Origin of the sequence: Paenibacillus sp. FSL H3-0469 (genome assembly GCF_038051945.1) — a bacterium.
Classification (GTDB): Bacteria; Bacillota; Bacilli; order Paenibacillales; family Paenibacillaceae; genus Paenibacillus_AQ.
The window spans coordinates 1,333,486-1,353,097 of sequence record NZ_CP150302.1 but is presented as its reverse complement, the minus strand read 5'-3'; the positions used below and the strand labels follow the sequence as shown (position 1 = coordinate 1,353,097).

General features: G+C 53.1%; 21 protein-coding genes. 20 read left to right on the top strand and 1 reads right to left on the bottom strand.

The window, feature by feature from the left end; translation table 11 throughout:
- The first annotated feature begins 442 nt into the window (after positions 1 to 442).
- The 9 genes from NSS83_RS05885 to NSS83_RS05845 all read left to right on the top strand — a co-directional run bounded on the left by NSS83_RS05885 (position 443) and on the right by NSS83_RS05845 (position 7,308).
- Positions 443 to 1,075: a ribonuclease HII gene (locus NSS83_RS05885; RefSeq protein WP_341185354.1), complete on the top strand. Its 633-nt coding sequence runs from the start codon at positions 443 to 445 to the stop codon at positions 1,073 to 1,075.
- A 167-nt stretch (positions 1,076 to 1,242) separates the two neighbouring features.
- The gene (locus tag NSS83_RS05880) at positions 1,243 to 2,436 is read left to right on the top strand and encodes a hypothetical protein (RefSeq protein ID WP_341347840.1); all 1,194 of its coding nucleotides are present in this window, start codon (positions 1,243 to 1,245) and stop codon (positions 2,434 to 2,436) included.
- Positions 2,430 to 2,969: a hypothetical protein gene (locus tag NSS83_RS05875; RefSeq protein ID WP_341347839.1), complete on the top strand. Its 540-nt coding sequence runs from the start codon at positions 2,430 to 2,432 to the stop codon at positions 2,967 to 2,969. Before NSS83_RS05880 ends, NSS83_RS05875 begins: the two co-directional genes overlap by 7 nt.
- 19 nt (positions 2,970 to 2,988) lie before the next feature.
- Positions 2,989 to 3,621 (top strand): hypothetical protein, encoded by a 633-nt coding sequence (locus NSS83_RS05870; RefSeq protein ID WP_341347838.1) that lies wholly within the window; start codon positions 2,989 to 2,991, stop codon positions 3,619 to 3,621.
- On the top strand, positions 3,618 to 3,920 hold the full coding sequence (locus tag NSS83_RS05865; protein ID WP_341347837.1) for an EscU/YscU/HrcU family type III secretion system export apparatus switch protein: 303 nt from the start codon (positions 3,618 to 3,620) through the stop codon (positions 3,918 to 3,920). Before NSS83_RS05870 ends, NSS83_RS05865 begins: the two co-directional genes overlap by 4 nt.
- A complete protein-coding gene (locus NSS83_RS05860) occupies positions 3,917 to 4,303 on the top strand; it encodes a YraN family protein (protein WP_341185357.1) in 387 nt (128 codons plus the stop codon). The genes NSS83_RS05865 and NSS83_RS05860 overlap by 4 nt, the downstream gene beginning before the upstream one ends.
- A gap of 297 nt (positions 4,304 to 4,600) precedes the next feature.
- Positions 4,601 to 4,855: a hypothetical protein gene (locus tag NSS83_RS05855; RefSeq protein ID WP_083684912.1), complete on the top strand. Its 255-nt coding sequence runs from the start codon at positions 4,601 to 4,603 to the stop codon at positions 4,853 to 4,855.
- Between the two features lie 34 nt (positions 4,856 to 4,889).
- Positions 4,890 to 5,399, top strand: coding sequence for a phosphoesterase (locus NSS83_RS05850; RefSeq protein ID WP_341185358.1), 510 nt, complete (start codon positions 4,890 to 4,892; stop codon positions 5,397 to 5,399).
- A gap of 211 nt (positions 5,400 to 5,610) precedes the next feature.
- Complete coding sequence (locus NSS83_RS05845; RefSeq protein WP_341185359.1) at positions 5,611 to 7,308, top strand: YifB family Mg chelatase-like AAA ATPase; 1,698 nt, start codon at positions 5,611 to 5,613, stop codon at positions 7,306 to 7,308.
- Between the two features lie 103 nt (positions 7,309 to 7,411).
- On the opposite strand, the gene NSS83_RS05840 is transcribed toward NSS83_RS05845, so the two are convergent.
- Positions 7,412 to 7,840 carry an organic hydroperoxide resistance protein gene (locus NSS83_RS05840; RefSeq protein ID WP_036692467.1) on the bottom strand — a complete coding sequence of 143 codons (429 nt, stop codon included), beginning with the start codon at positions 7,838 to 7,840 and terminating at the stop codon, positions 7,412 to 7,414.
- Positions 7,841 to 7,988: 148 nt separating this feature from the next.
- On the opposite strand from NSS83_RS05840, the gene NSS83_RS05835 reads away from it, so the two are divergent.
- The 11 genes from NSS83_RS05835 (at position 7,989) to fliE (ending at position 19,595) form a co-directional block, all read left to right on the top strand.
- Positions 7,989 to 8,456 (top strand): MarR family transcriptional regulator, encoded by a 468-nt coding sequence (locus NSS83_RS05835; RefSeq protein WP_341185360.1) that lies wholly within the window; start codon positions 7,989 to 7,991, stop codon positions 8,454 to 8,456.
- Positions 8,457 to 8,871: 415 nt separating this feature from the next.
- Complete coding sequence (sucC, locus tag NSS83_RS05830) at positions 8,872 to 10,029, top strand: ADP-forming succinate--CoA ligase subunit beta (RefSeq protein ID WP_036724647.1); 1,158 nt, start codon at positions 8,872 to 8,874, stop codon at positions 10,027 to 10,029.
- Between the two features lie 66 nt (positions 10,030 to 10,095).
- Positions 10,096 to 11,025 (top strand): succinate--CoA ligase subunit alpha, encoded by a 930-nt coding sequence (sucD, locus tag NSS83_RS05825; RefSeq protein WP_341185361.1) that lies wholly within the window; start codon positions 10,096 to 10,098, stop codon positions 11,023 to 11,025.
- A gap of 251 nt (positions 11,026 to 11,276) precedes the next feature.
- The gene (dprA, locus tag NSS83_RS05820) at positions 11,277 to 12,395 is read left to right on the top strand and encodes a DNA-processing protein DprA (RefSeq protein WP_341185362.1); all 1,119 of its coding nucleotides are present in this window, start codon (positions 11,277 to 11,279) and stop codon (positions 12,393 to 12,395) included.
- A gap of 99 nt (positions 12,396 to 12,494) precedes the next feature.
- Complete coding sequence (gene topA / locus NSS83_RS05815) at positions 12,495 to 14,591, top strand: type I DNA topoisomerase (RefSeq protein ID WP_341347836.1); 2,097 nt, start codon at positions 12,495 to 12,497, stop codon at positions 14,589 to 14,591.
- Positions 14,592 to 14,614: 23 nt separating this feature from the next.
- Positions 14,615 to 16,003 (top strand): FADH(2)-oxidizing methylenetetrahydrofolate--tRNA-(uracil(54)-C(5))-methyltransferase TrmFO, encoded by a 1,389-nt coding sequence (trmFO, locus tag NSS83_RS05810; protein WP_341185364.1) that lies wholly within the window; start codon positions 14,615 to 14,617, stop codon positions 16,001 to 16,003.
- Positions 16,004 to 16,043: 40 nt separating this feature from the next.
- Complete coding sequence (gene hslV / locus NSS83_RS05805) at positions 16,044 to 16,586, top strand: ATP-dependent protease subunit HslV (protein ID WP_341147949.1); 543 nt, start codon at positions 16,044 to 16,046, stop codon at positions 16,584 to 16,586.
- A gap of 33 nt (positions 16,587 to 16,619) precedes the next feature.
- Positions 16,620 to 18,020 carry an ATP-dependent protease ATPase subunit HslU gene (gene hslU / locus NSS83_RS05800; protein ID WP_036724651.1) on the top strand — a complete coding sequence of 467 codons (1,401 nt, stop codon included), beginning with the start codon at positions 16,620 to 16,622 and terminating at the stop codon, positions 18,018 to 18,020.
- A 376-nt stretch (positions 18,021 to 18,396) separates the two neighbouring features.
- Positions 18,397 to 18,804, top strand: coding sequence for a flagellar basal body rod protein FlgB (flgB, locus tag NSS83_RS05795; RefSeq protein ID WP_341185365.1), 408 nt, complete (start codon positions 18,397 to 18,399; stop codon positions 18,802 to 18,804).
- A gap of 6 nt (positions 18,805 to 18,810) precedes the next feature.
- Positions 18,811 to 19,257 carry a flagellar basal body rod protein FlgC gene (gene flgC, locus NSS83_RS05790; protein ID WP_341185366.1) on the top strand — a complete coding sequence of 149 codons (447 nt, stop codon included), beginning with the start codon at positions 18,811 to 18,813 and terminating at the stop codon, positions 19,255 to 19,257.
- Between the two features lie 29 nt (positions 19,258 to 19,286).
- Positions 19,287 to 19,595 carry a flagellar hook-basal body complex protein FliE gene (gene fliE, locus NSS83_RS05785; RefSeq protein WP_036724654.1) on the top strand — a complete coding sequence of 103 codons (309 nt, stop codon included), beginning with the start codon at positions 19,287 to 19,289 and terminating at the stop codon, positions 19,593 to 19,595.
- Positions 19,596 to 19,612 lie beyond the last annotated feature (17 nt).

Sequence of the window (19,612 nt, the reverse complement as noted above, 5' to 3'; positions counted from 1 at the left end):
TTCTTTTTTTGCGTGTAGAGGGTTGGGGAGAAAGAGCTGAAAGGCGTTAGAAGGTGCTGGGAAGTGTGAGAAGGAGCGAAAAGACGTCGGAAGTATGGGGGGGATGGAGGCATAAGGGGATGCGCGAAGTTATGTTGTAAGAATTGCAACTCTTCTCTATTGATATGATGCAGTGTAACAGAATTGTTGTAGGAAATGCAGGAATGTTCTCGTTTGGGCTATTTGGGGGAAGAGAAATGCTGTTATTCATACAACTTTTTTGGATTTACGCAGTATTAATGAAGGGATTGTTGTATTTAGTGCAGAATTTTAATTTTGTAGATTGGAATTAGGTGGAAAATGATGGATAGTGATGGAACTTTACGATTCGCATTATGTCATATATTCGTAGGAAGATCATAGATGTAGCTTATTTTAATTTTAGTGGGCAGGTGGAGAGATGATGAGTGAGTTAGATATGCTTGGGTACGAAAAAGAAGGCTGGGGGCAATCCTTCCGTCACATCGCAGGTGTGGATGAAGTAGGGCGGGGCTGTTTATTTGGGGATGTGGTGGCTGCAGCGGTAATTTTGCCGGCGGGGCTGATTATTGAGGGTGTGGATGACTCGAAGAAGCTGACGGCCAAAAAGCGGGATGCTCTGTATGAGACCATTATGGAGCAGGCGCTGGCGGTAAGCTTAGGGCATGTGGAGGCGGCGGTAATCGATGAAATTAATATTAAGCAGGCTTCGCGTCTGGCGATGCGCCTGGCGGTAGAAGGGTTAAGCCAGCAGCCGGACTATATGCTGATTGACGCGGAGAAGGTGGACCTGCCCCTGCCGCAGCGCGCCATCATTAAAGGGGATGCCAACAGCCAGTCGATTGCTGCCGCCTCCATTGTAGCCAAGGTGACCCGTGACAGGCTCTGTGAGGGCTTGTGGGAGGAATTGTACCCGGATTACGGGATCAAAGTACATAAAGGATATGCTACCAAGCTGCATCGTGAACAGATCAAGCTACTTGGTGTAACTCCGATGCACCGGCGCAGCTTTATCGGCAATATTCTGGCGGAGCAGGAACAGTTATCTTTATTCTAAAAATATAAGAATGTATAGTTTCACGTATACATTATCCTTCTATTTCTCGCTGAAACGGTGCCGTCCTCTAAAAGGATGGCATAGCAGTTTCGACTTGGCGTGTCATCCAGATAATCACAAATGAAGGTGAAATACCGATATAAATAGAAAGAAGGGAGGCGGACAACATGAACATCGGATCACTGGTTCGCGGTTTGCTTGGCGACAGCAAGGCGGGAGAGGCCAAATCTGTAGAGCTTAAGGAAGGTCAGGTTGTTCGCGGCGTTGTGCTAAGCGTATCCGATTCCGGAAAAGAAGCGGTGGTGCAGATTCAGGGAACGCCGGTACGGGCTGAACTGGAGACACCGCTGGCAGCCGGTCAGACGCTGAACCTGCAGGTGGGCGCACAAGGAGAAGGAGGTTTGCCGGTGCTTAAGCCGGTCTCTCTAGGGGAGGCGGCTATGGTCTCGCCGCAGAGTATGGGTGAGGCGCTGGAGTCGCTTGGACTTGCCAATTCCAAGGCGGGACGGGAGATTGTTCAAGCGATGCAAGCCGGAGGACTAGCCTTCACTAAGGAGACTGCGGCGAAGCTGGATGCTGTAATGAATGCCAAACCCCCCGGTGTCCCTGCCTCAGAGTGGCTGGAGGCGGCTGTAATCTCAGTGAAGCGCGGCTTGCCTGTAACGGCGGAGACAGTGAAGGGGCTGCAGCAGGCTGTATTCGGACCGAAGCTGCACGATCTGCTGGCGAAGCTGGAGACTGCACTGAACGCCTGGGTGCAGCAAGGGGCGGACGGCGACGGATCAGGTCAAGCAGCGGGCAATAGCAGACCTGCGGCAGGGCTGCTGACAGGCGGAGTGAATGCCGGGCTGGCTGGCAATGGAGGGACTGCCGGGGCGAATGCTCAGGCGGGACAGACGGGTAATGCGGGCATTTCGCAAGCTTCCGGGGCTAATGGACAAGCTGCGTTAGTACCAGCGGGAGATGCAGAGCCGGCAGGCAGCGGGAATGCTGCGGGTGCGCGTGAAGGTGCAGGGAACGCGGCGGGAATGCGTGGCGAAGTCGCGGGAAACGTAGCAGGAACTCGTGGTGAGGGTGCGGGTACTGTAGCTGGAGCGCGTGAAGGAGCGGGAAGCGTGGCTGGAGCGCGTGAAGGAGCGGTGAACGCCGCAGGAGCGCGTGGTGAAGGAGCGGGGAATGTAGCTGGAGCGCGTGGCGAAGGAGCGGGAGTTGTAGCTGGAGCGCGTGAAGGAGCGGGAAGCGTGGCTGGAGCGCGCGAAGGAGCGGGGAATGTAGCAGGAACACGTGAAGGAGCGGGAGCTGTTGCTGGAGCGCGTGGTGAAGGAGCGGGAACTGTAGCGGGAGCGCGCGAAGGGTGGTGAATGCCGCAGGAGCGCGTGGTGAAGGAGCGGGAACTGTAACGGGAGCGCGTGAAGGAGCGGGAAGCGTGGCTGGAGCGCGCGAAGGAGCGGGGAATGTAGCAGGAACACGTGAAGGAGCGGGAGCTGTTGCTGGAGCGCGTGGTGAAGGAGCGGGAACTGTAGCGGGAGCGCGCGAAGGAGTGGTGAATGCCGCAGGAGCGCGTGGTGAAGGAGCGGGAACTGTAACGGGAGCGCGTGAAGGAGCGGTGAACGCCGCAGGAGCGCGTGGTGAAGGTGCGGGAACTGTAGCGGGAGCGCGCGGCGAAGGTGCGGGTACCGCAGCTGGAGTGCGTGAGGGCGCGGGCGTTGCCGCGCAGGCGCAGAGCGCTGCGGGGCCTGCCCTGCTCGCGAAGCTGCAGGGCGTGCTCTCCGAGCTGCGCGGCGCTCTGCCGCAGCTCGCCGAAGCCCCGCCCGCCTCCGGCGCGGCGGGCGGCAGTGCAGCCCCTGCGTCGGCGCAGCCGCAGGGGGGACCCCGCCGCCACCCAGGGGACTGACCCCTGGGTGGGGCGGATCTTGAAGCTGCTCGGTGCGGAGCACGAGCAGCAGATCCTGCGCGGCGGCGGGGCGCATACCGCCGCTGCGCAGGCAGCGTCCGGCGGCGCAGAAGATGCCGCCGGTACGCTCAAGGGCGTGCTGCTGCAGGTACTGGGCAGCAGCGAGGCCCCGCCCGCGGTCAAGGAAGCCGCGGGCCAGCTGGTGCAGCAGCTGACGGGCCAGCAGCTGCTGCTGAATACAGACCGCACCGCGCCGTTCGCGCAGGTGACGATGTTCCTGCCGCTGCACGGACCGGATGGCCGGGAGACGGCCTCCGTCCAGATCCAGTCGCGGCGCGGCAGCAAAGGGGAACTCGACGCGGCGAATTGCCGCTTGTGGTTCGATCTTGACATGAAGCAGCTCGGCCAGACGTTGGTCGATGTGCAGGTGGTGGACCGCATCGTCAGCCTGAAGCTGCATAACGATGAACCTTGGGTACTGGAGCTGCTGGAGGGCCGCCGCGAGGAGATGAAAGCGGCGGTCGAAGGCATAGGCTATCAGCTGTCCAGCCTGCGCACGGAGGCATTGCCGGAACGGAGCGTGGCCGCTGCTGCGGTGAAGCCGTCCGATTATGCTCCTCAGGAGTACAAAGGAGTAGATTACCGCATATGAGTGAGTCTGAGCAGAAGGTTCCGCAAAATCTCAAGAAGGCAGTGGCGCTCAAATATATTCCGGGGCAGAGTGAAGCGCCAGTGGTTGTCGCTAAGGGGCAAGGCTCGGTTGCGGACATCATCCTGCAAAAGGCAAAGGAAAACGGAGTAGCGGTCCAGGAGGATGCTGCGCTGGTAGAGGTGCTGTCGAAGCTGGATCTCGACCACCAGATTCCGCCTCAGCTCTACCAGCTGGTGGCTGAGATTCTCAGCTATGTATACCAGAGTGACCGGACAGCCGGGGAACGGAGACTGAAGTGAGCCATAACGGGGATGGCGGAACCTACACCCGCCAGGAGAAGGGCGCTGCTGCCGAGCAGGCGGCCCGAATGTATCTGACTTCACGGGGCTACCTCATCCGGGATTATAACTGGCGCTGCCGTAGCGGAGAGCTGGATATTATCGCAGAGTATGAAGGCGCTCTGGTCTTCATTGAGGTCCGCAGCCGGAGCGGATCAGCTGTACAAGGCACTGCGGAGGAATCAGTTGATGCGCGCAAAATACGTCAGGTGAGAGAGACGGCCCGGGTCTACCTGCACATGCAGGGACTGCAGCCGAATGCAATTGCCTTCGATGTGATTGCTGTACAGCTTCAGCCGGATTTAAGCATCGGCTCCCTGCGTCATCTCCGGGACGCCTTTTAGCGGTTCTCTGTTTTTTGAAAAATCGGGTAGAATTATACAATTATCCTTGACAGATGCCGGACTTCATGGGTCATTTCTCAAAAGAAGTGGGTAAACATTAGTGTAACTTTTAATGCCACCATGAGGAGGGCTGCCGGAATGAGGAATCAACCAATGAATATACAGGTAAGCTTTACTTGCCAAAATTGTGAGCATAATATAGTAGCGGAACTTGGCGCAGAGCCCTTATCCGTTGTTTGCTGCAGTAATTGTAATAAGACATTTACCGTTATGCGGCCTGCAATAGCGGAAGAGATATTGATTGACTGGGAGAATGAAGCGTTATTCCACAAGATGCGTGCTGAGAAAACCCAAGACAGCAACAGCAGCCTCTTGTCACTGGTCATCAATGTGATCGAGCTGCTGACCTGGCGCGACAAGGGCAACGGACAAGTGGAGGCCATTAAGGAAATGCGCAAATGGCTGATCGAGCATGAGGAAGCGCCGCCGGTGGCGGAATTAATACAAATGGATGTGAACCGGCGCGGGGCCAAACGGAAGTGGAATGAATAAGGAATCAAGCACTTAGCGAAAGCGGGGAGCGGTCTTGTCCAAAGTATTTTTTACCTCGGATCATCATTTTGGCCACAAGCTGATCATTGATTTTGAATCGCGGCCCTTTGCCGGTGCGGAAGAGATGGACAAGGTGATGATTGCGAACTGGAATGCTGTCGTAAGCAAGGAGGATACGGTTTTTCATCTTGGGGATTTTTCCTTCAGGAATCAAGAGGATACCCGGAGCATTGTGGCTGCGCTGAACGGGTACAAAATTCTGATTCTTGGCAACCATGACCGTGGACGGGGACGGGACTGGTGGCTTGAAGCCGGATTTGATGAGGTCAGTGAGTATCCAATGATATACAAGGAGTTTTTTCTGCTCTCCCATGAGCCGATGTATATGAACAAGCATATGCCTTACGTGAATGTGCACGGACATATTCATGGACAGAAGTATGAGGGGAATCATCACTTTAATATTTGTGTGGAGCACTGGAATTACACCCCGCTATCTTTTGAACAGATCAGGGAGTCGGTGGCAGCCAGTGAAGAAGGCTGATTAAAATGATCCTTTAGTCGTGATTGCACAATTATGCAAGACGATTAAAATCTAAATTTTGTGCAGTGATTTATGCGCAATAACCTTGCATGTTGTGTAGGGTTGTGGATATACTTAGAGCAATTAAGATTACGGAAAAAGAGGAAGCACCTTTTTTCCTGGAAACGAACGCCCGCTGCGGGTGTATTTCTGGAGAAGAGGTGCTTATTTGGTGTACGGAAAAATGCATAGCGCATGCCTGTATGGCATTGAAGGTGTAATGATCGGAGTGGAGGTGGATCTGGCTAATGGTTTGCCGCAGACTCATATTATCGGTCTGCCGGATTCGGCAGTCAGGGAAGCGGTCGAACGGGTACGGGCCGCCGTCAAAAATTGCGGATATAGTTATCCCCAGCAGCGGGTGACGATTAATCTGGCTCCGGCGGATCTGCGCAAGGAGGGCTCGGCGTTTGATCTGGCGATTGCCCTCGGGATACTGACGACGAGCGGCCAGCTTATCATGCCGGAAGCCGGGCAGATGCTGCTGATTGGTGAGCTTGCGCTGGATGGAAGTCTGCGGCCGGTAAATGGGGTATTATCCATGGCCCAGGCTGCGCGGCAGGCCGGGATTCATGCTGTTCTGGTGCCGCCCGGCAACGCGGCTGAAGCTGCGTTAATCGCGGGAATGAAGGTGTACACTGCCGGACATTTGCGTGAGCTGCCTCAGCCCGGTCAGCTTCCTCCGCCGAATCCGGTTGAGCAGTCTGAAGCAGCCGGATCAGACTTGCCCTTGCCGCAGGCTGATTTGCCGTTTCCGGTTTCAGTATCTGTGAGTGCTGAAGCGTCCTCCAGGAAGCGTCCGCCCGTTCTGGTGTTGTCCCTGGATCATTTGAGATATCATTCTGAGCCAGCGGAGAATATTCCCTCCCCGCTTGGGCTGAAGCAGCTAATGAATGAGGATTACAGTGATGTTATCGGCCAGAATCATGTGAAGCGGGCGCTAACGATTGCGGCTGCCGGGATGCACAATATAATTCTGATCGGCCCGCCTGGTACGGGGAAGACGATGCTGATTAAGCGGTTACCCGGAATTCTTCCCGAGCTTAACGATCAAGAATCGCTTGAGGTGATGAAGATATTCAGTGCTGCCGGGAAGCTTAGGGACGGCGGAGGCGGCTTACTGCGTGAGCGCCCGTTTCGTTCACCGCATCATACCATCTCGGCAGCCGGATTGATCGGCGGGGGCGGAATTCCGAAGCCCGGGGAAGTTAGCCTTGCACACCGCGGCATTCTCTTCCTGGACGAGCTGCCCGAGTTCTCCCGGAATGTGCTCGAAGTGCTCCGCCAGCCGCTGGAGGATGGGATTGTCACCATCAGCCGGGCACGGGCATCCTTTACTTTTCCTGCCCAGTTCCTGCTCGCTTGCTCCATGAATCCCTGTTTGTGCGGATTTCTGGGCAATGGCAGTGCAGAGCAGCGGTGTAGCTGCAGTCCGGCCAAAATCGCCCAGTACCGTGGCAAAATCTCGGGCCCGCTGCTGGACCGGATGGATATGCAGGTTGATGTACCGCGTCCAGGAGCAGGAGACCGGAGTGTACCTCCGGTCTCGACAGCACAGATGCGTTCTGAGGTTATGCGGGCTCAGGCCATTCAGGCGGAGCGATATAAGACTCTGCCGATCTCCTGGAACAGCGAGCTGTCCGGGGCGGCGCTTCGCCGTTATGCTGAACTGCGGCCGGAAGAGGAGATGCTGCTAAGCAGTATTCTGGAGAGTCTCGGACTCAGCATGCGGGCGCATGACCGGATTATTAAGCTGGCCCGTACGATTGCCGATCTGGAAGGCACGGAGGGGATTGGCGCTGCTCATCTTGCCGAAGCGGTCCAATACCGCAATCTGGACAGGCAGGTCATGGTGGAGGAGGAAGCCTGACACGCCAAAACCCCCGTCCAGGGCCGCCGGACAGGGGTTGGATGCTGAAACGGTACTGTCCTTTAAAAGGACTGCAATGCCGTCTCCACTTGTGGAGCTATTCTTACAGCACGTTCAGTTCAACTTCGATATTGCCGCGGGTTGCGCGGGAGTAAGGACATGCGCCATGAGCCGCTTCTACCAGCTGTTTGGCGGTTTCACGATCGACACCCTTGACCAGAACATCCATCTTCACGGCAATGCCGAAGCCGCCGTCTTCCACTTTACCGAAGCTGACGGTAGCTGTTACTTCAGAGCCTTCGATCTTTACTTTGCCCATACGTGCAACCATGTTTAGCGCGCTGTCAAAGCAAGCGGAATATCCGGCTGCGAACAGCTGCTCAGGATTCGTGCCTTCACCGCCGGCGCCGCCCATTTCGCGTGGTGTGCTGATCGCAAGGTTCAGCTTAGGGCTGTCGGATTCGATAGAACCCTGTCTGCCGCCTACGGCTTTTACTGTTGTTTCGTACATTTTCTGTTGGATGGTCATCATATTAAATCGCTCCCGTTCGTTTTCATAATGTATTGTACACAACTTAATTTAACACAATTAAAATTAAAGTCAATCTATTTTCCGCTATTAACATGATATTATGGATGAATTGTGATAAACTATTGTCACAAAGGCAGGTGAAGAAGAAATGCAAAAAGAATCCACAACAACCCCTGAGCTTATGCTGGAGAACCAGCTCTGCTTTACGATTTATGCCTGTTCGCGTGAATTTACGAAGCTATACCAGCCTCATCTGGATAAGATCGGATTAACGTATTCGCAGTATCTGGTTATGCTGGTCCTGTGGGAGAGACAGCAATGTACAGTCAAAGAGCTGGGTGAAGCTCTGTTCCTCGATTCAGGTACGCTGACTCCGCTGCTCAAGCGTCTGCAGGCTGCAGGACTAATTTTGCGTGAACGTTCTTTGCAGGATGAGCGGAAGGTACTGATTTCATTAACCCCCCAAGGCTTGGCGCTTCAGCTGGATGCTATGGACATTCCCGGCAAAATGGTAGAAGGCACGAAGCTCTCCCCGGTAGAGTTCATAGATTTGCTGGGACAATTCAAAAATCTCCTGGACCGGGTGCATGAAGCTAACGTCAGCAATTCAAAATAGTAGTCTCGCTCCCATACAAGAGTATAGGTTTCGCCGTCCTGAATAAGGGCGGTAAAGCCGTTTCAGCATGGATGTCAATGCAATCGTTCGCATTCCGGCATGAAACCGAGCGAAAATGTATGTATAAATAGTGAAAGTTTTTAAGGAAAGCGTTTTTAAAACATGTTACAATATTCTGGGTTTCACATTCTGGCATATAGGTAATTATAGATATCACTTTGTGATAGGAACTATATGCTACTGGCAGAGAACTGTAACGTTTGCAGCATATGCTTCAGGCGCCGGCGCTCTGCTTGTACCGGGATATTGCCGGTTAACAACCGGTCTGGACCCGGCTTTGGACAATCAAAACGGAATGCGGAATGACCGCAGGCTGCCTGCACAGGTCACCGCAACACTTTAGGAGGCTTCCGGAATGAATATCCACGAGTATCAGGGAAAAGAAGTACTTAAGAAGTATGGCGTAGCCGTACCGAACGGAAAAGTTGCTTATACAGTGGACGAAGCAGTGGAAGCTGCCGCAGCGCTGGGTACACCTGTGGTTGTAGTCAAAGCGCAGATTCATGCTGGCGGACGCGGCAAAGCCGGCGGCGTCAAGGTGGCGAAGAACAGTGATGAGGTACGCGCGTATGCGTCCGAGATCCTTGGCAAGACACTGGTGACCCATCAGACGGGACCCGAAGGCAAGGTAGTGAAGCGGCTGCTGATTGAAGAGGGCTGTCAGATTGTCAAAGAATATTATATCGGTCTGGTTGTGGACCGTGCTTCAGGACGTGTCGTTATGATGGCATCTGAAGAGGGCGGTACGGAGATTGAAGAGGTGGCAGCGACACATCCCGAGAAGATTTTCAAGGAAATTGTTGATCCGGCGGTGGGGCTTCAGACCTTCCAGGCGCGTAAGCTGGCTTACAGTATCGCTATTCCTCCCGAATTGGTGAACAAAGCGGTCAAGTTCATGCAAGCGCTATATCTGGCTTTTGTGGATAAAGATTGCTCGATTGCGGAGATCAACCCGCTGGTCGTTACTGCTGACGGTAATGTCATGGCGCTTGATGCCAAGCTTAACTTCGATTCCAACAGTCTGTTCCGCCACAAGGATATCCTGGAACTGCGTGATCTGGACGAAGAGGATGCCAAAGAAATCGAAGCGTCCAAATTCGACCTCAGCTACATCGCACTGGACGGCAACATCGGCTGTATGGTGAACGGTGCGGGCCTGGCGATGGCAACTATGGATATCATTAAATATTATGGCGGCGAACCGGCCAACTTCCTCGATGTAGGGGGCGGTGCGACGACTGAGAAGGTAACAGAAGCCTTCAAAATCATCCTGTCCGATGACAAGGTGAACGGTATCTTTGTTAATATTTTTGGCGGCATTATGCGTTGTGATGTCATCGCTACCGGTGTGGTCGAAGCGGCGAGACAGCTTGGCTTAACCAAGCCGCTGGTCGTACGTCTTGAGGGCACGAATGTGGCACTGGGCAAGGAGATTCTCGCCGGCTCCGGACTGAATATCGTTGCTGCTGATTCCATGGCGGACGGTGCCCGCAAAATCGTTGCTCTTGTGTAATCATAGCTGCCTTTGTGGGGAGCCAGTCTCGTATTCGACAATATAAGTGAGGATGTGACCTATCGCATGAGCATTCTTGTAGATAAAAATACGAAAGTCATCACCCAGGGAATTACCGGCGCTACGGGTTTATTTCATACAAAAGGCGCGCTGGATTACGGTACTCAGATGGTTGGAGGGGTAACTCCTGGCAAGGGGGGGACTACGGTTCAGATAACCCTGGACAACGGCACGGAGAAAAGTCTGCCTGTCTTCGACACGGTTGTTGCCGCCAAAGCAGCCACAGGCGCAACTGCAAGCGTCATTTATGTACCGCCTGCCTTTGCCGCAGATTCCATTATGGAAGCAGTGGATGCGGAGATGGAACTGGTCATTTGTATCACGGAAGGCATTCCGGTGCTGGATATGGTCAAAGTGTCCAGATACATGGAAGGTCGCTCCACGGTATTGATCGGTCCCAACTGTCCCGGTGTCATCACGCCTGGAGAATGTAAAATCGGCATTATGCCGGGTTATATTCATAAGCCGGGTTATGTGGGTGTAGTTTCACGAAGCGGCACCTTGACCTACGAAGCTGTTCATCAGCTGACAGAGCGCGGAATCGGCCAATCCTCGGCGGTGGGCATCGGAGGCGACCCGGTGAAGGGCTCGGAGTTCATCGATATTCTGAAGCTATTTAATGAAGATCCGGGCACGAAGGCTGTCATTATGATCGGTGAGATCGGCGGGACGGCAGAGGAAGAGGCTGCGCTGTGGATCAAAGAGAATATGACCAAGCCTGTAGTGGGCTTCATCGGCGGGGTTACTGCACCTCCAGGCAAACGGATGGGCCACGCCGGGGCGATTATTTCGGGCGGCAAAGGTACGGCGAGCGAGAAGATCGCTGTGCTGGAGTCCTGCGGCATCAAGGTAGCGCCAACGCCTGCCGAAATGGGCTCTACCCTCGTCAGTGTACTTGAGGAACGCGGCATCCTGAATGCTTTCACAACCCACTAGAGCACTTCTTACGCTAGTTCGAAATGTTTTGGGGTCCCCGCCAAGTACCTGAGTTATCATCCAAGCTAAATCTCCACTTTGTGGGGTTGTTTAGTCACAGCTTTTCCTGCTGAAGCAGGTATAATGAATATTGAAGGTAAGCAACCTTTTGTCCCGTATTACGCGGATGAAAGGTTGCTTTTTTTGGTTTAAGACCATTTGGTTTAAGACAATAAGGAAGGCTGGCCCTTCCGCACGGGGAGAGAATACATATGGAAATTCGGGAGCTGTTGTTCGGTCTGCATGAGATGGAGGGGATTGGGTGGAAAAGTATCGACAAGATCCGCCGGGCGGGTCTTTTGACGAATGCTGTCTTCTCCTGTTCTGCTGAGGAATGGGAGCGGGTTGGAATCAGCAGCGTAGTAGCTGCACGGCTGGCGGCAGAATTTACTGAAGCATGGGTGCTGAAGCGCTACTCTTTAATGAAAGAAAGCGGTGTAGCGATGGTCACCATTCTGGACGAACAATACCCCGTGCAGCTGCGGGAAACCCCTCAGCCGCCTTGGGTATTGTACTATCGTGGCCGCCTGGAGCTGGCTTCCCGTCCCTCTGTTGCCATGGTTGGGACGCGGGTACCTACTGCTTATGGGCGTAAGGTGGGAGAGATGCTGGCGGGACAGCTAAGTGCAGCCGGTCTCACGGTTGTAAGCGGCCTGGCGAGGGGGATTGACAGTGTCTGTCATGAAGCGGCGCTAGACGGAGCAGGGGGGACCATTGCGGTGGTGGCAACCGGCCTCGATAAGGTCTATCCTCCGGATAACCGTGAGCTGGAGCGGCAAATTTCGCGGGGCGGGCTGGTTCTTAGCGAATATCCTCTCGGAACTCCGAGCCATCCTGGACTATTCCCGCAGCGCAACCGGATTATCGCCGGTCTGTCACTGGGAACACTGGTGGTAGAAGCAGACAGCCGCAGCGGGTCCCTGATTACTGCCGATGCTGCGCTTGAAGCAAGCCGGGATGTATTTGCCGTGCCGGGGCCGCTGACCTCTCCCAAGAGCAGAGGGGCACTGGAGTTGATTAAGCAAGGTGCGAAGCTGGTAACCTGTGCCTCAGATATTGTGGAAGAATACGTCTCCTGCCTGCCTTCCAAGGGGATTGGAACAGCCTCAGCAGGAGCACTAGAGCAAGAGAGTCCGGCCGATCTGATGGAAAAGAAATTGACAAGTGAGGAGCTGCACCTTTACCATATACTGCATCAAGGCCCGTTTACACTCGATGAGCTGCTGGCGTCAACGAGGTGGGATTTTGGACATTTGCATTCAGTTCTGTTATCTTTAATCATAAAAAAAGCGGTAACACAATTACCGGGTGCAATTTATAAGGTAATTTAATATAGAAGTAACTGTGGTAAGCTTGCACTTCCTGGTTCGGGCTGGTCTGAGGACGGGTTCAGGAGGTTGCCTGCTTACGAACTTTTGGGAGGAAAACCTATGGCAGATGCGTTGGTTATTGTAGAATCACCATCAAAAGCGAAAACGATTGGTAAATATCTGGGCAGCAAATATATTGTTAAGGCATCAATGGGGCATATCATAGATTTGCCAAAAAGCCAGATCGGTGTGGATGTGGAGAATCAGTTCAATCCCAAATATATAACGATCCGGGGCAAGGGTTCTATCTTGAAGGAACTTAAGGATGCCAGCAAAAAAGTCAAGAAAGTCTATCTCGCAGCTGACCCGGACCGCGAAGGGGAAGCCATTGCCTGGCATTTGGCAAATGCACTGAATTTGGACAACACTCAGGAATGCCGGGTGGTCTTCAATGAAATCACGAAGCAGGCGGTAAAGGATGCCTTCAAGACACCGCGCAAGATTAATATGGATCTGGTGAATGCCCAGCAGGCGCGGCGGATTCTGGACCGGCTTGTCGGTTACAAGATTAGCCCTCTATTATGGAAGAAAGTCAAAAAAGGCCTCTCCGCCGGACGGGTACAATCGGTAGCGGTCAAGATTGTAATGGACAGGGAGAATGAAATTTCCGAATTCGTTCCTACAGAATACTGGAGCATTACTGCCCGGCTAGCGATTCGGGATTCTGAATTCGAAGCCAAGTTCCACCGGCTGAACGGCGAGAAGAAGGAACTGGGCCAGGAGAGCGATGTGCAGGAAGTGCTGGAAGCGATAAAGAACGCTGCCTTCCAGGTCAAAGAAGTGAAAGAGAAGGAGAGACAGCGTCATCCATCCGCTCCGTTCACGACAAGCTCACTGCAGCAGGAGGCTGCCCGCAAGCTGGGCTTCCGCGCGTCCAAGACGATGTCTGTCGCACAGCAGCTCTATGAGGGAGTCGAGCTGGGCAAGGAAGGCACTGTGGGGTTAATCACTTATATGCGTACGGATTCTACGCGTATATCCACTACGGCCCAGGATGAAGCCAAGGAGCTGATCCAAGCCAAATACGGTGAGAAGTTCATTCCCGAGACGCCGCGCCAATATTCCAAGAAGGCTGCGGGCGCACAGGATGCGCATGAAGCGATCCGTCCGACCTCTGCGCTGCGTGAGCCGGAAATGGTCAAGGAATTCATGAGCCGTGATCAATTCCGGCTGTATAAGCTGGTATGGGAGCGTTTTGTGTCCAGTCAGATGTCTTCCGCGCTGCTGGATACGTTGTCGGTAGATATTACAGCCGGAACAGCGATATTCAGAGCGGTAGGGTCCAAGGTCTCGTTCCCGGGTTTCATGAAAGTGTATGTGGAAGGCAATGACGACGGCACAACAGACGAAGAGAAGTTCCTGCCGCAGCTGAAGGCAGGCGATGAGCTGGTGAAGCGCGAGATTGAGCCGAAGCAGCATTTCACCCAGCCGCCGCCAAGATATACAGAAGCCCGTCTCGTCAAGACGCTTGAAGAACTGGGCATAGGCCGTCCAAGTACGTATGCGCCGACCCTGGAGACGATACAGAAGCGCGGGTATGTGGCGATTGAAGAGAAGAAGTTCATGCCGACTGAGCTTGGAGAACTGATCATAGAGCAAATGGAAGAGTTCTTCCCGGAAATTCTCAATGTGGAATTCACTGCCCATATGGAAGGAGACCTTGACCATGTGGAGGAAGGCGCGGAGGATTGGGTGAAGGTGTTGGCCCAGTTCTATGAATCCTTTGAGAAAAGACTCCTATATGCGGAAGAAGAAATGAAGGAAATCGAGATTGAAGATGAGGTCTCCGATGAGCTGTGTGAGAAATGCGGCAAGCCCATGGTCTATAAGCTGGGCCGGTTCGGCAAATTCCTGGCCTGCTCCGGATTTCCGGAATGCCGCAACACCAAGCCGATCATTAAGGATATCGGTGTAAGCTGTCCGAAATGCCATGAAGGCAAGGTTGTGGAGCGGCGCAGCAAGAAGGGACGTGTCTTCTACGGCTGCGACCAATATCCGGGCTGTGACTTTGTCTCCTGGGATAAGCCATCAGTGAAGCCTTGTCCGGCTTGCGGCTCCTGGATGATAGAGAAACGCAACAAGCAGGGAACCAAGCTGCAGTGTACTTCATGCGATCATACAGAAGCTGTAATCGAGAGCGATGAGTTAGCAGAATAATAGGGTTACAGGAGGAACGGAAATTGACACAAAAAGCACAAGTAACCGTTATCGGAGCAGGTCTGGCCGGAAGTGAAGCCGCCTGGCAGATCGCTTCGCGCGGAGTTCCAGTCAGATTGTATGAGATGCGCCCGGTTGTGAAGACACCGGCGCATCATACAGATCAGTTCGCCGAACTGGTCTGCAGCAACTCACTGCGGGCGAATGGCCTCGGGAATGCAGTGGGTGTACTTAAGGAAGAAATGCGGCGCCTGGGCTCCCTGGTACTGGGTGCAGCCGACAGACATGCCGTTCCGGCGGGAGGCGCTCTTGCTGTTGACCGGGACGGATTCTCCGGTGAAATTACATCCATGCTGCATAACCACCCTCTGGTGGAAGTCATAAACGAAGAACTTACGCATATACCGGAGGAAGGGATTGTTGTTATTGCTACCGGGCCGCTGACTTCACCCTCCCTGTCCTCGGAGATTAAGGGACTGCTTGGCGAGGAATACTTTTATTTCTATGATGCAGCGGCTCCGATTGTTGAGAAAGACAGCATCGATATGAGCAAGGTCTATTTGGCTTCCCGCTATGATAAAGGCGAAGCCGCCTATCTGAACTGTCCGATGACGGAAGAGGAATTCGATGTTTTTTATGATGCGCTGATCTCGGCTGAGACGGCTGCACTCAAAGATTTTGAGAAAGAGATTTATTTTGAAGGCTGTATGCCGATTGAAATTATGATGAGACGCGGCAAGCAGACGGCACTGTTCGGCCCTATGAAGCCTGTAGGGCTGCTCAATCCTCACACGGGCAAGCTGCCTTACGCGGTTGTGCAACTGCGCCAGGACAATGCTGCCGGTACGCTGTATAATCTGGTTGGCTTCCAGACCCATCTGAAGTGGGGCGAGCAAAAGCGGGTATTCTCACTTATTCCGGGCCTGGAGCAGGCGGAATATGTGCGTTATGGGGTTATGCACCGCAATACCTTTATTAATTCTCCCAAGCTGCTGCAGCCCACTTACCAGATGAAAGGCCGGGAACGGCTGTATTTTGCCGGCCAGATGACCGGGGTGGAAGGGTATGTAGAATCTGCGGCTTCCGGTATGATCGCCGGTATGAATGCAGCGAGAGCTGCGCTTGGAGAAGAGAGCCTGATCTTCCCCGAGGATACGGTGCTGGGCAGCATGCCCGCCTATATCACTTCGGCCGATCCGCAGCACTTCCAGCCGATGAATGCCAACTTCGGCCTGCTGCCGAAGCTTGAGACCCGGTTCCGCAGCAAAAAAGAGAAAAACGAACGTCTGGCTCACCGGGCGCTTGACAGCCTTGCTGCTTATGCTGCTGCCCATGAATTGACGTATACAGAGCCGGAGCCGGTGGATGCTGATCCGGCAGAAGCGGATAGTCCGGCACAACCGGCTCAATAGGTCCAGACCTGTATCACCTAATCTGAGGAGGGTGCCCATCATGTTACCCAGCTTTCATGCAACTACGATTTGTGCGGTAAGACATAACGGCCATGCGGCGATTGCCGGTGACGGCCAGGTTACATTCGGAGAGAGTGTCATTATGAAGACAACGGCCAAGAAAGTCCGCCGCCTGTACAGAGGCCAGGTCATTGCCGGGTTCGCAGGCTCCGTGGCTGATGCAATTACACTGTTCGAGAAGTTCGAGGGCAAGCTTGAGGAGCATCACGGCAATCTGCAGCGGGCGGCGGTGGAGCTGGCCAAGGATTGGCGTCAGGACCGTATTCTGCGCAAGCTGGAGGCCCTCATGATCGTAATGGATAAGGAAGGCATGCTGCTGATCTCCGGCAACGGTGAAATTATCGAGCCGGATGATGATGTGCTGGCGATCGGCTCCGGCGGGAACTTTGCGCTGGCTTCCGGGCGGGCACTTAAGCGCCATGCTCCGCAGCTCGGTGCCGGTGACATTGCCAGAGAAGCGCTGCAAATTGCCTCCGAGATCTGTGTATATACCAATTCCAATATTATTGTCGAAGAGCTATAGGCAAGGTGCCATATATAAAGGGAGGAAGTCACAATGGTGAATCAATCGCTTACGCCACGCCAGATCGTAACAGAGCTTGACAAATATATCGTAGGTCAAAAGCAGGCCAAGAAATCAGTGGCCGTTGCCCTCCGCAACCGGTATCGGCGCAGTCTGTTGTCCGAGGAGCTGCGGGATGAGGTTGTGCCGAAGAATATTCTGATGATTGGACCTACCGGTGTAGGTAAAACAGAGATTGCCCGGCGTCTGGCTAAGCTTGTTAATGCCCCGTTTATCAAAGTAGAGGCTACCAAATTTACGGAAGTCGGCTACGTGGGGCGCGATGTGGAGTCTATGGTCCGTGATCTGGTGGAGACCTCTATCCGTATGGTGAAGCTGGAGCGCACCGAAAAGGTGAAGGACCGCGCAGAAGAGCTGGCGAATGACCGGATTGTGGCAATACTGGTTCCGTCCTCCTCGAAGGGCAAATCGCAGCGCAATCCGTTTGAGATGATTTTTGGCGGAAACAACGGCGGGGCGGAAGAATCCAAGGAAGAGCCGGAGGACGGAAGCCTGAGCGAACGCCGCAGAGGGATCAAGTTCAAGCTGCTTGCCGGCCAGTTAGAGGATGACGTCATTGAGATTGATGTCGAGGACACGACGCCTTCCATGATGGATATGTTCGCGGGCCAGGGCAACGACCAGATGGGCATGAATATGCAGGAGATGTTCGGTAACCTGCTGCCGAAGCGTACGAAGAAGCGCAAGCTGCCGATCCGTGAGGCCCGCAAGGTACTGATCCAGGATGAAGCGGCCAAGCTGATCGACACAGACGACATGATTCAGGAATCCGTAGCCCGCGCAGAGCAATCCGGGATTATTTTCATCGATGAGATCGATAAGGTAGCCAGCCAAGGCAAGGGCTCAGGTCCCGATGTATCCCGCGAAGGCGTGCAGCGTGATATTCTGCCCATCGTCGAGGGATCGACTGTCATGACCAAATACGGGCCTGTGAAGACAGACTACGTGCTGTTCATCGCTGCAGGCGCTTTTCATATCGCCAAGCCTTCAGATCTGATCCCTGAGCTTCAGGGACGTTTCCCGATCCGTGTGGAGCTGAGCAGTCTTACACTTGAGGACTTTGTATCTATTCTTACGGAGCCTGAGAACGCACTTACGAAACAGTATGTCCATTTACTGCAGACAGAGAACATTGAAATCCAGTTCCAGAAGGAAGCCATTCAGGAAATTGCCAAGATCGCGGCCTCCGTGAATCAGAATATGGAGAACATCGGAGCGCGGCGTCTTCATACGATCCTGGAAAAGCTGTTGGAGGATCTATCGTTCGAGGCACCTGAGCTGACGCTGGATACAATGGTCATCACGCCGGAGTATGTTCGCGAAAAACTGGCAGGAATCGCGCAGGACCGCGACTTAAGCCAATATATCCTCTAAGCTGACAGAGCCACAAAATCTTCAATATAGGTAATTAGAATTAAGGTTATATAAATTTGATTCTAAATTCATGCATTAAAAGTTAAAAAAATCTATAATAAAGCAGAAAATGTAATAAAAAAGGAAAATAATTGTAAAAACATGCTTTAAGCCCTCTCTTTTCTGAAAAGATAGGGCTTATTTCTTATTGTAATAATATACAAATTCTAAGAGAATCAATGTATGTGAGATTGACATAAGAATCATTCCTCGACATGGTTCGACTTTAAGGCGAATATGTTGTGAAAAAAATGACTTTATTTGTCGAAAATAAGCAGGGATTTGAACAAAGTTGTGGAATTCTTTTCATTATGATAGGTTTGGAAGGGGGATTACTATGGGTTTGCTGAACAGTGTCAGTTTTCAAAGATTACAAGGAGGCCTAGATGCCGCCACCAAACGACAAAGTGTTCTGGCTAATAATGTAGCAAATAATGATACACCAAATTTTAAACGTTCAGATGTTAGCTTTGAGAGCTTCCTGAGAGATCAGGAGAGCGGACTTAAACCTACACTGGGTGCGAAGGTATCAGACTCCCGTCATTTCCGCTTCGGGACAGTGACCGGCATGCCGGCCGCTGTAGTCAGTACCGATGAGACTACATCTATGAATAACAACGGCAATAATGTGGATATGGATCGTGAACAGGCGCTGAGCGCCGAGAACCAGCTGAGATACAACTCCTATGTAGAACAGCTGAACAGTCAGATCACAATGATGCGTACAGTTGTACAGGGAGGGTAATAAATAATGAACTTTGGCAACAGCTTTGGTATTAGCGCCTCGGCTTTAACCGCCCAGCGACTGCGGATGGATGTGATCTCCTCCAATATCGCCAACGCCGAGACCACTCGGGCCTCCGTGGTAGACGGCAAAGCCGTACCTTACCGCCGTAAGCTCACAGTTCTGGAGACTACCCAGGCTGACAGCTTCGCGAATATACTCGGCTCCAAGATGAGCGGCGGCAATGATGGCGTCAAGGTGAAGTCGATTATTGAGGATTCTTCTCCGCTGAAGCCGGTATATAATCCGAGCCATCCTGATGCAGACGCTGACGGTTATGTCTATATGCCGAATGTGGATGTGACCAAGGAAATGGTGGACATGCTGTCTGCCTCCCGTTCTTACGAAGCGAATGTTACGATGCTGAATGCATCCAAATCGATGGTGACCAAGGCGCTTGAAATTGGCCGTTAGAATGAATTGACTGTCTAGGGGGAGAAGAATTGATACAGAATTTATTGATCGGGAACCAGGCGGTTCAGCCTCTCGCTATGAAATCCGTAGCTGCAGAATCATCAGCCGTGCAAGAGCCGGGACAGAGCTTCGGTTCATATCTGGAGAATGCGCTTAACCAGGTAGCAGATCAGGAACAGCAGGCGAAAGACATGAGTAACAAATTTGTACTGGGAGAGGTCAACATTGATGAGGCTATGATTTCGTCCCAACAGGCATTGCTGAGTTTGCAGTTGACTACACAAGTCCGGAACAAAGTGATTGAAGCCTATCAGGAAATTATGAGAACTCAAATCTAAATAATCCTAGCTACGTT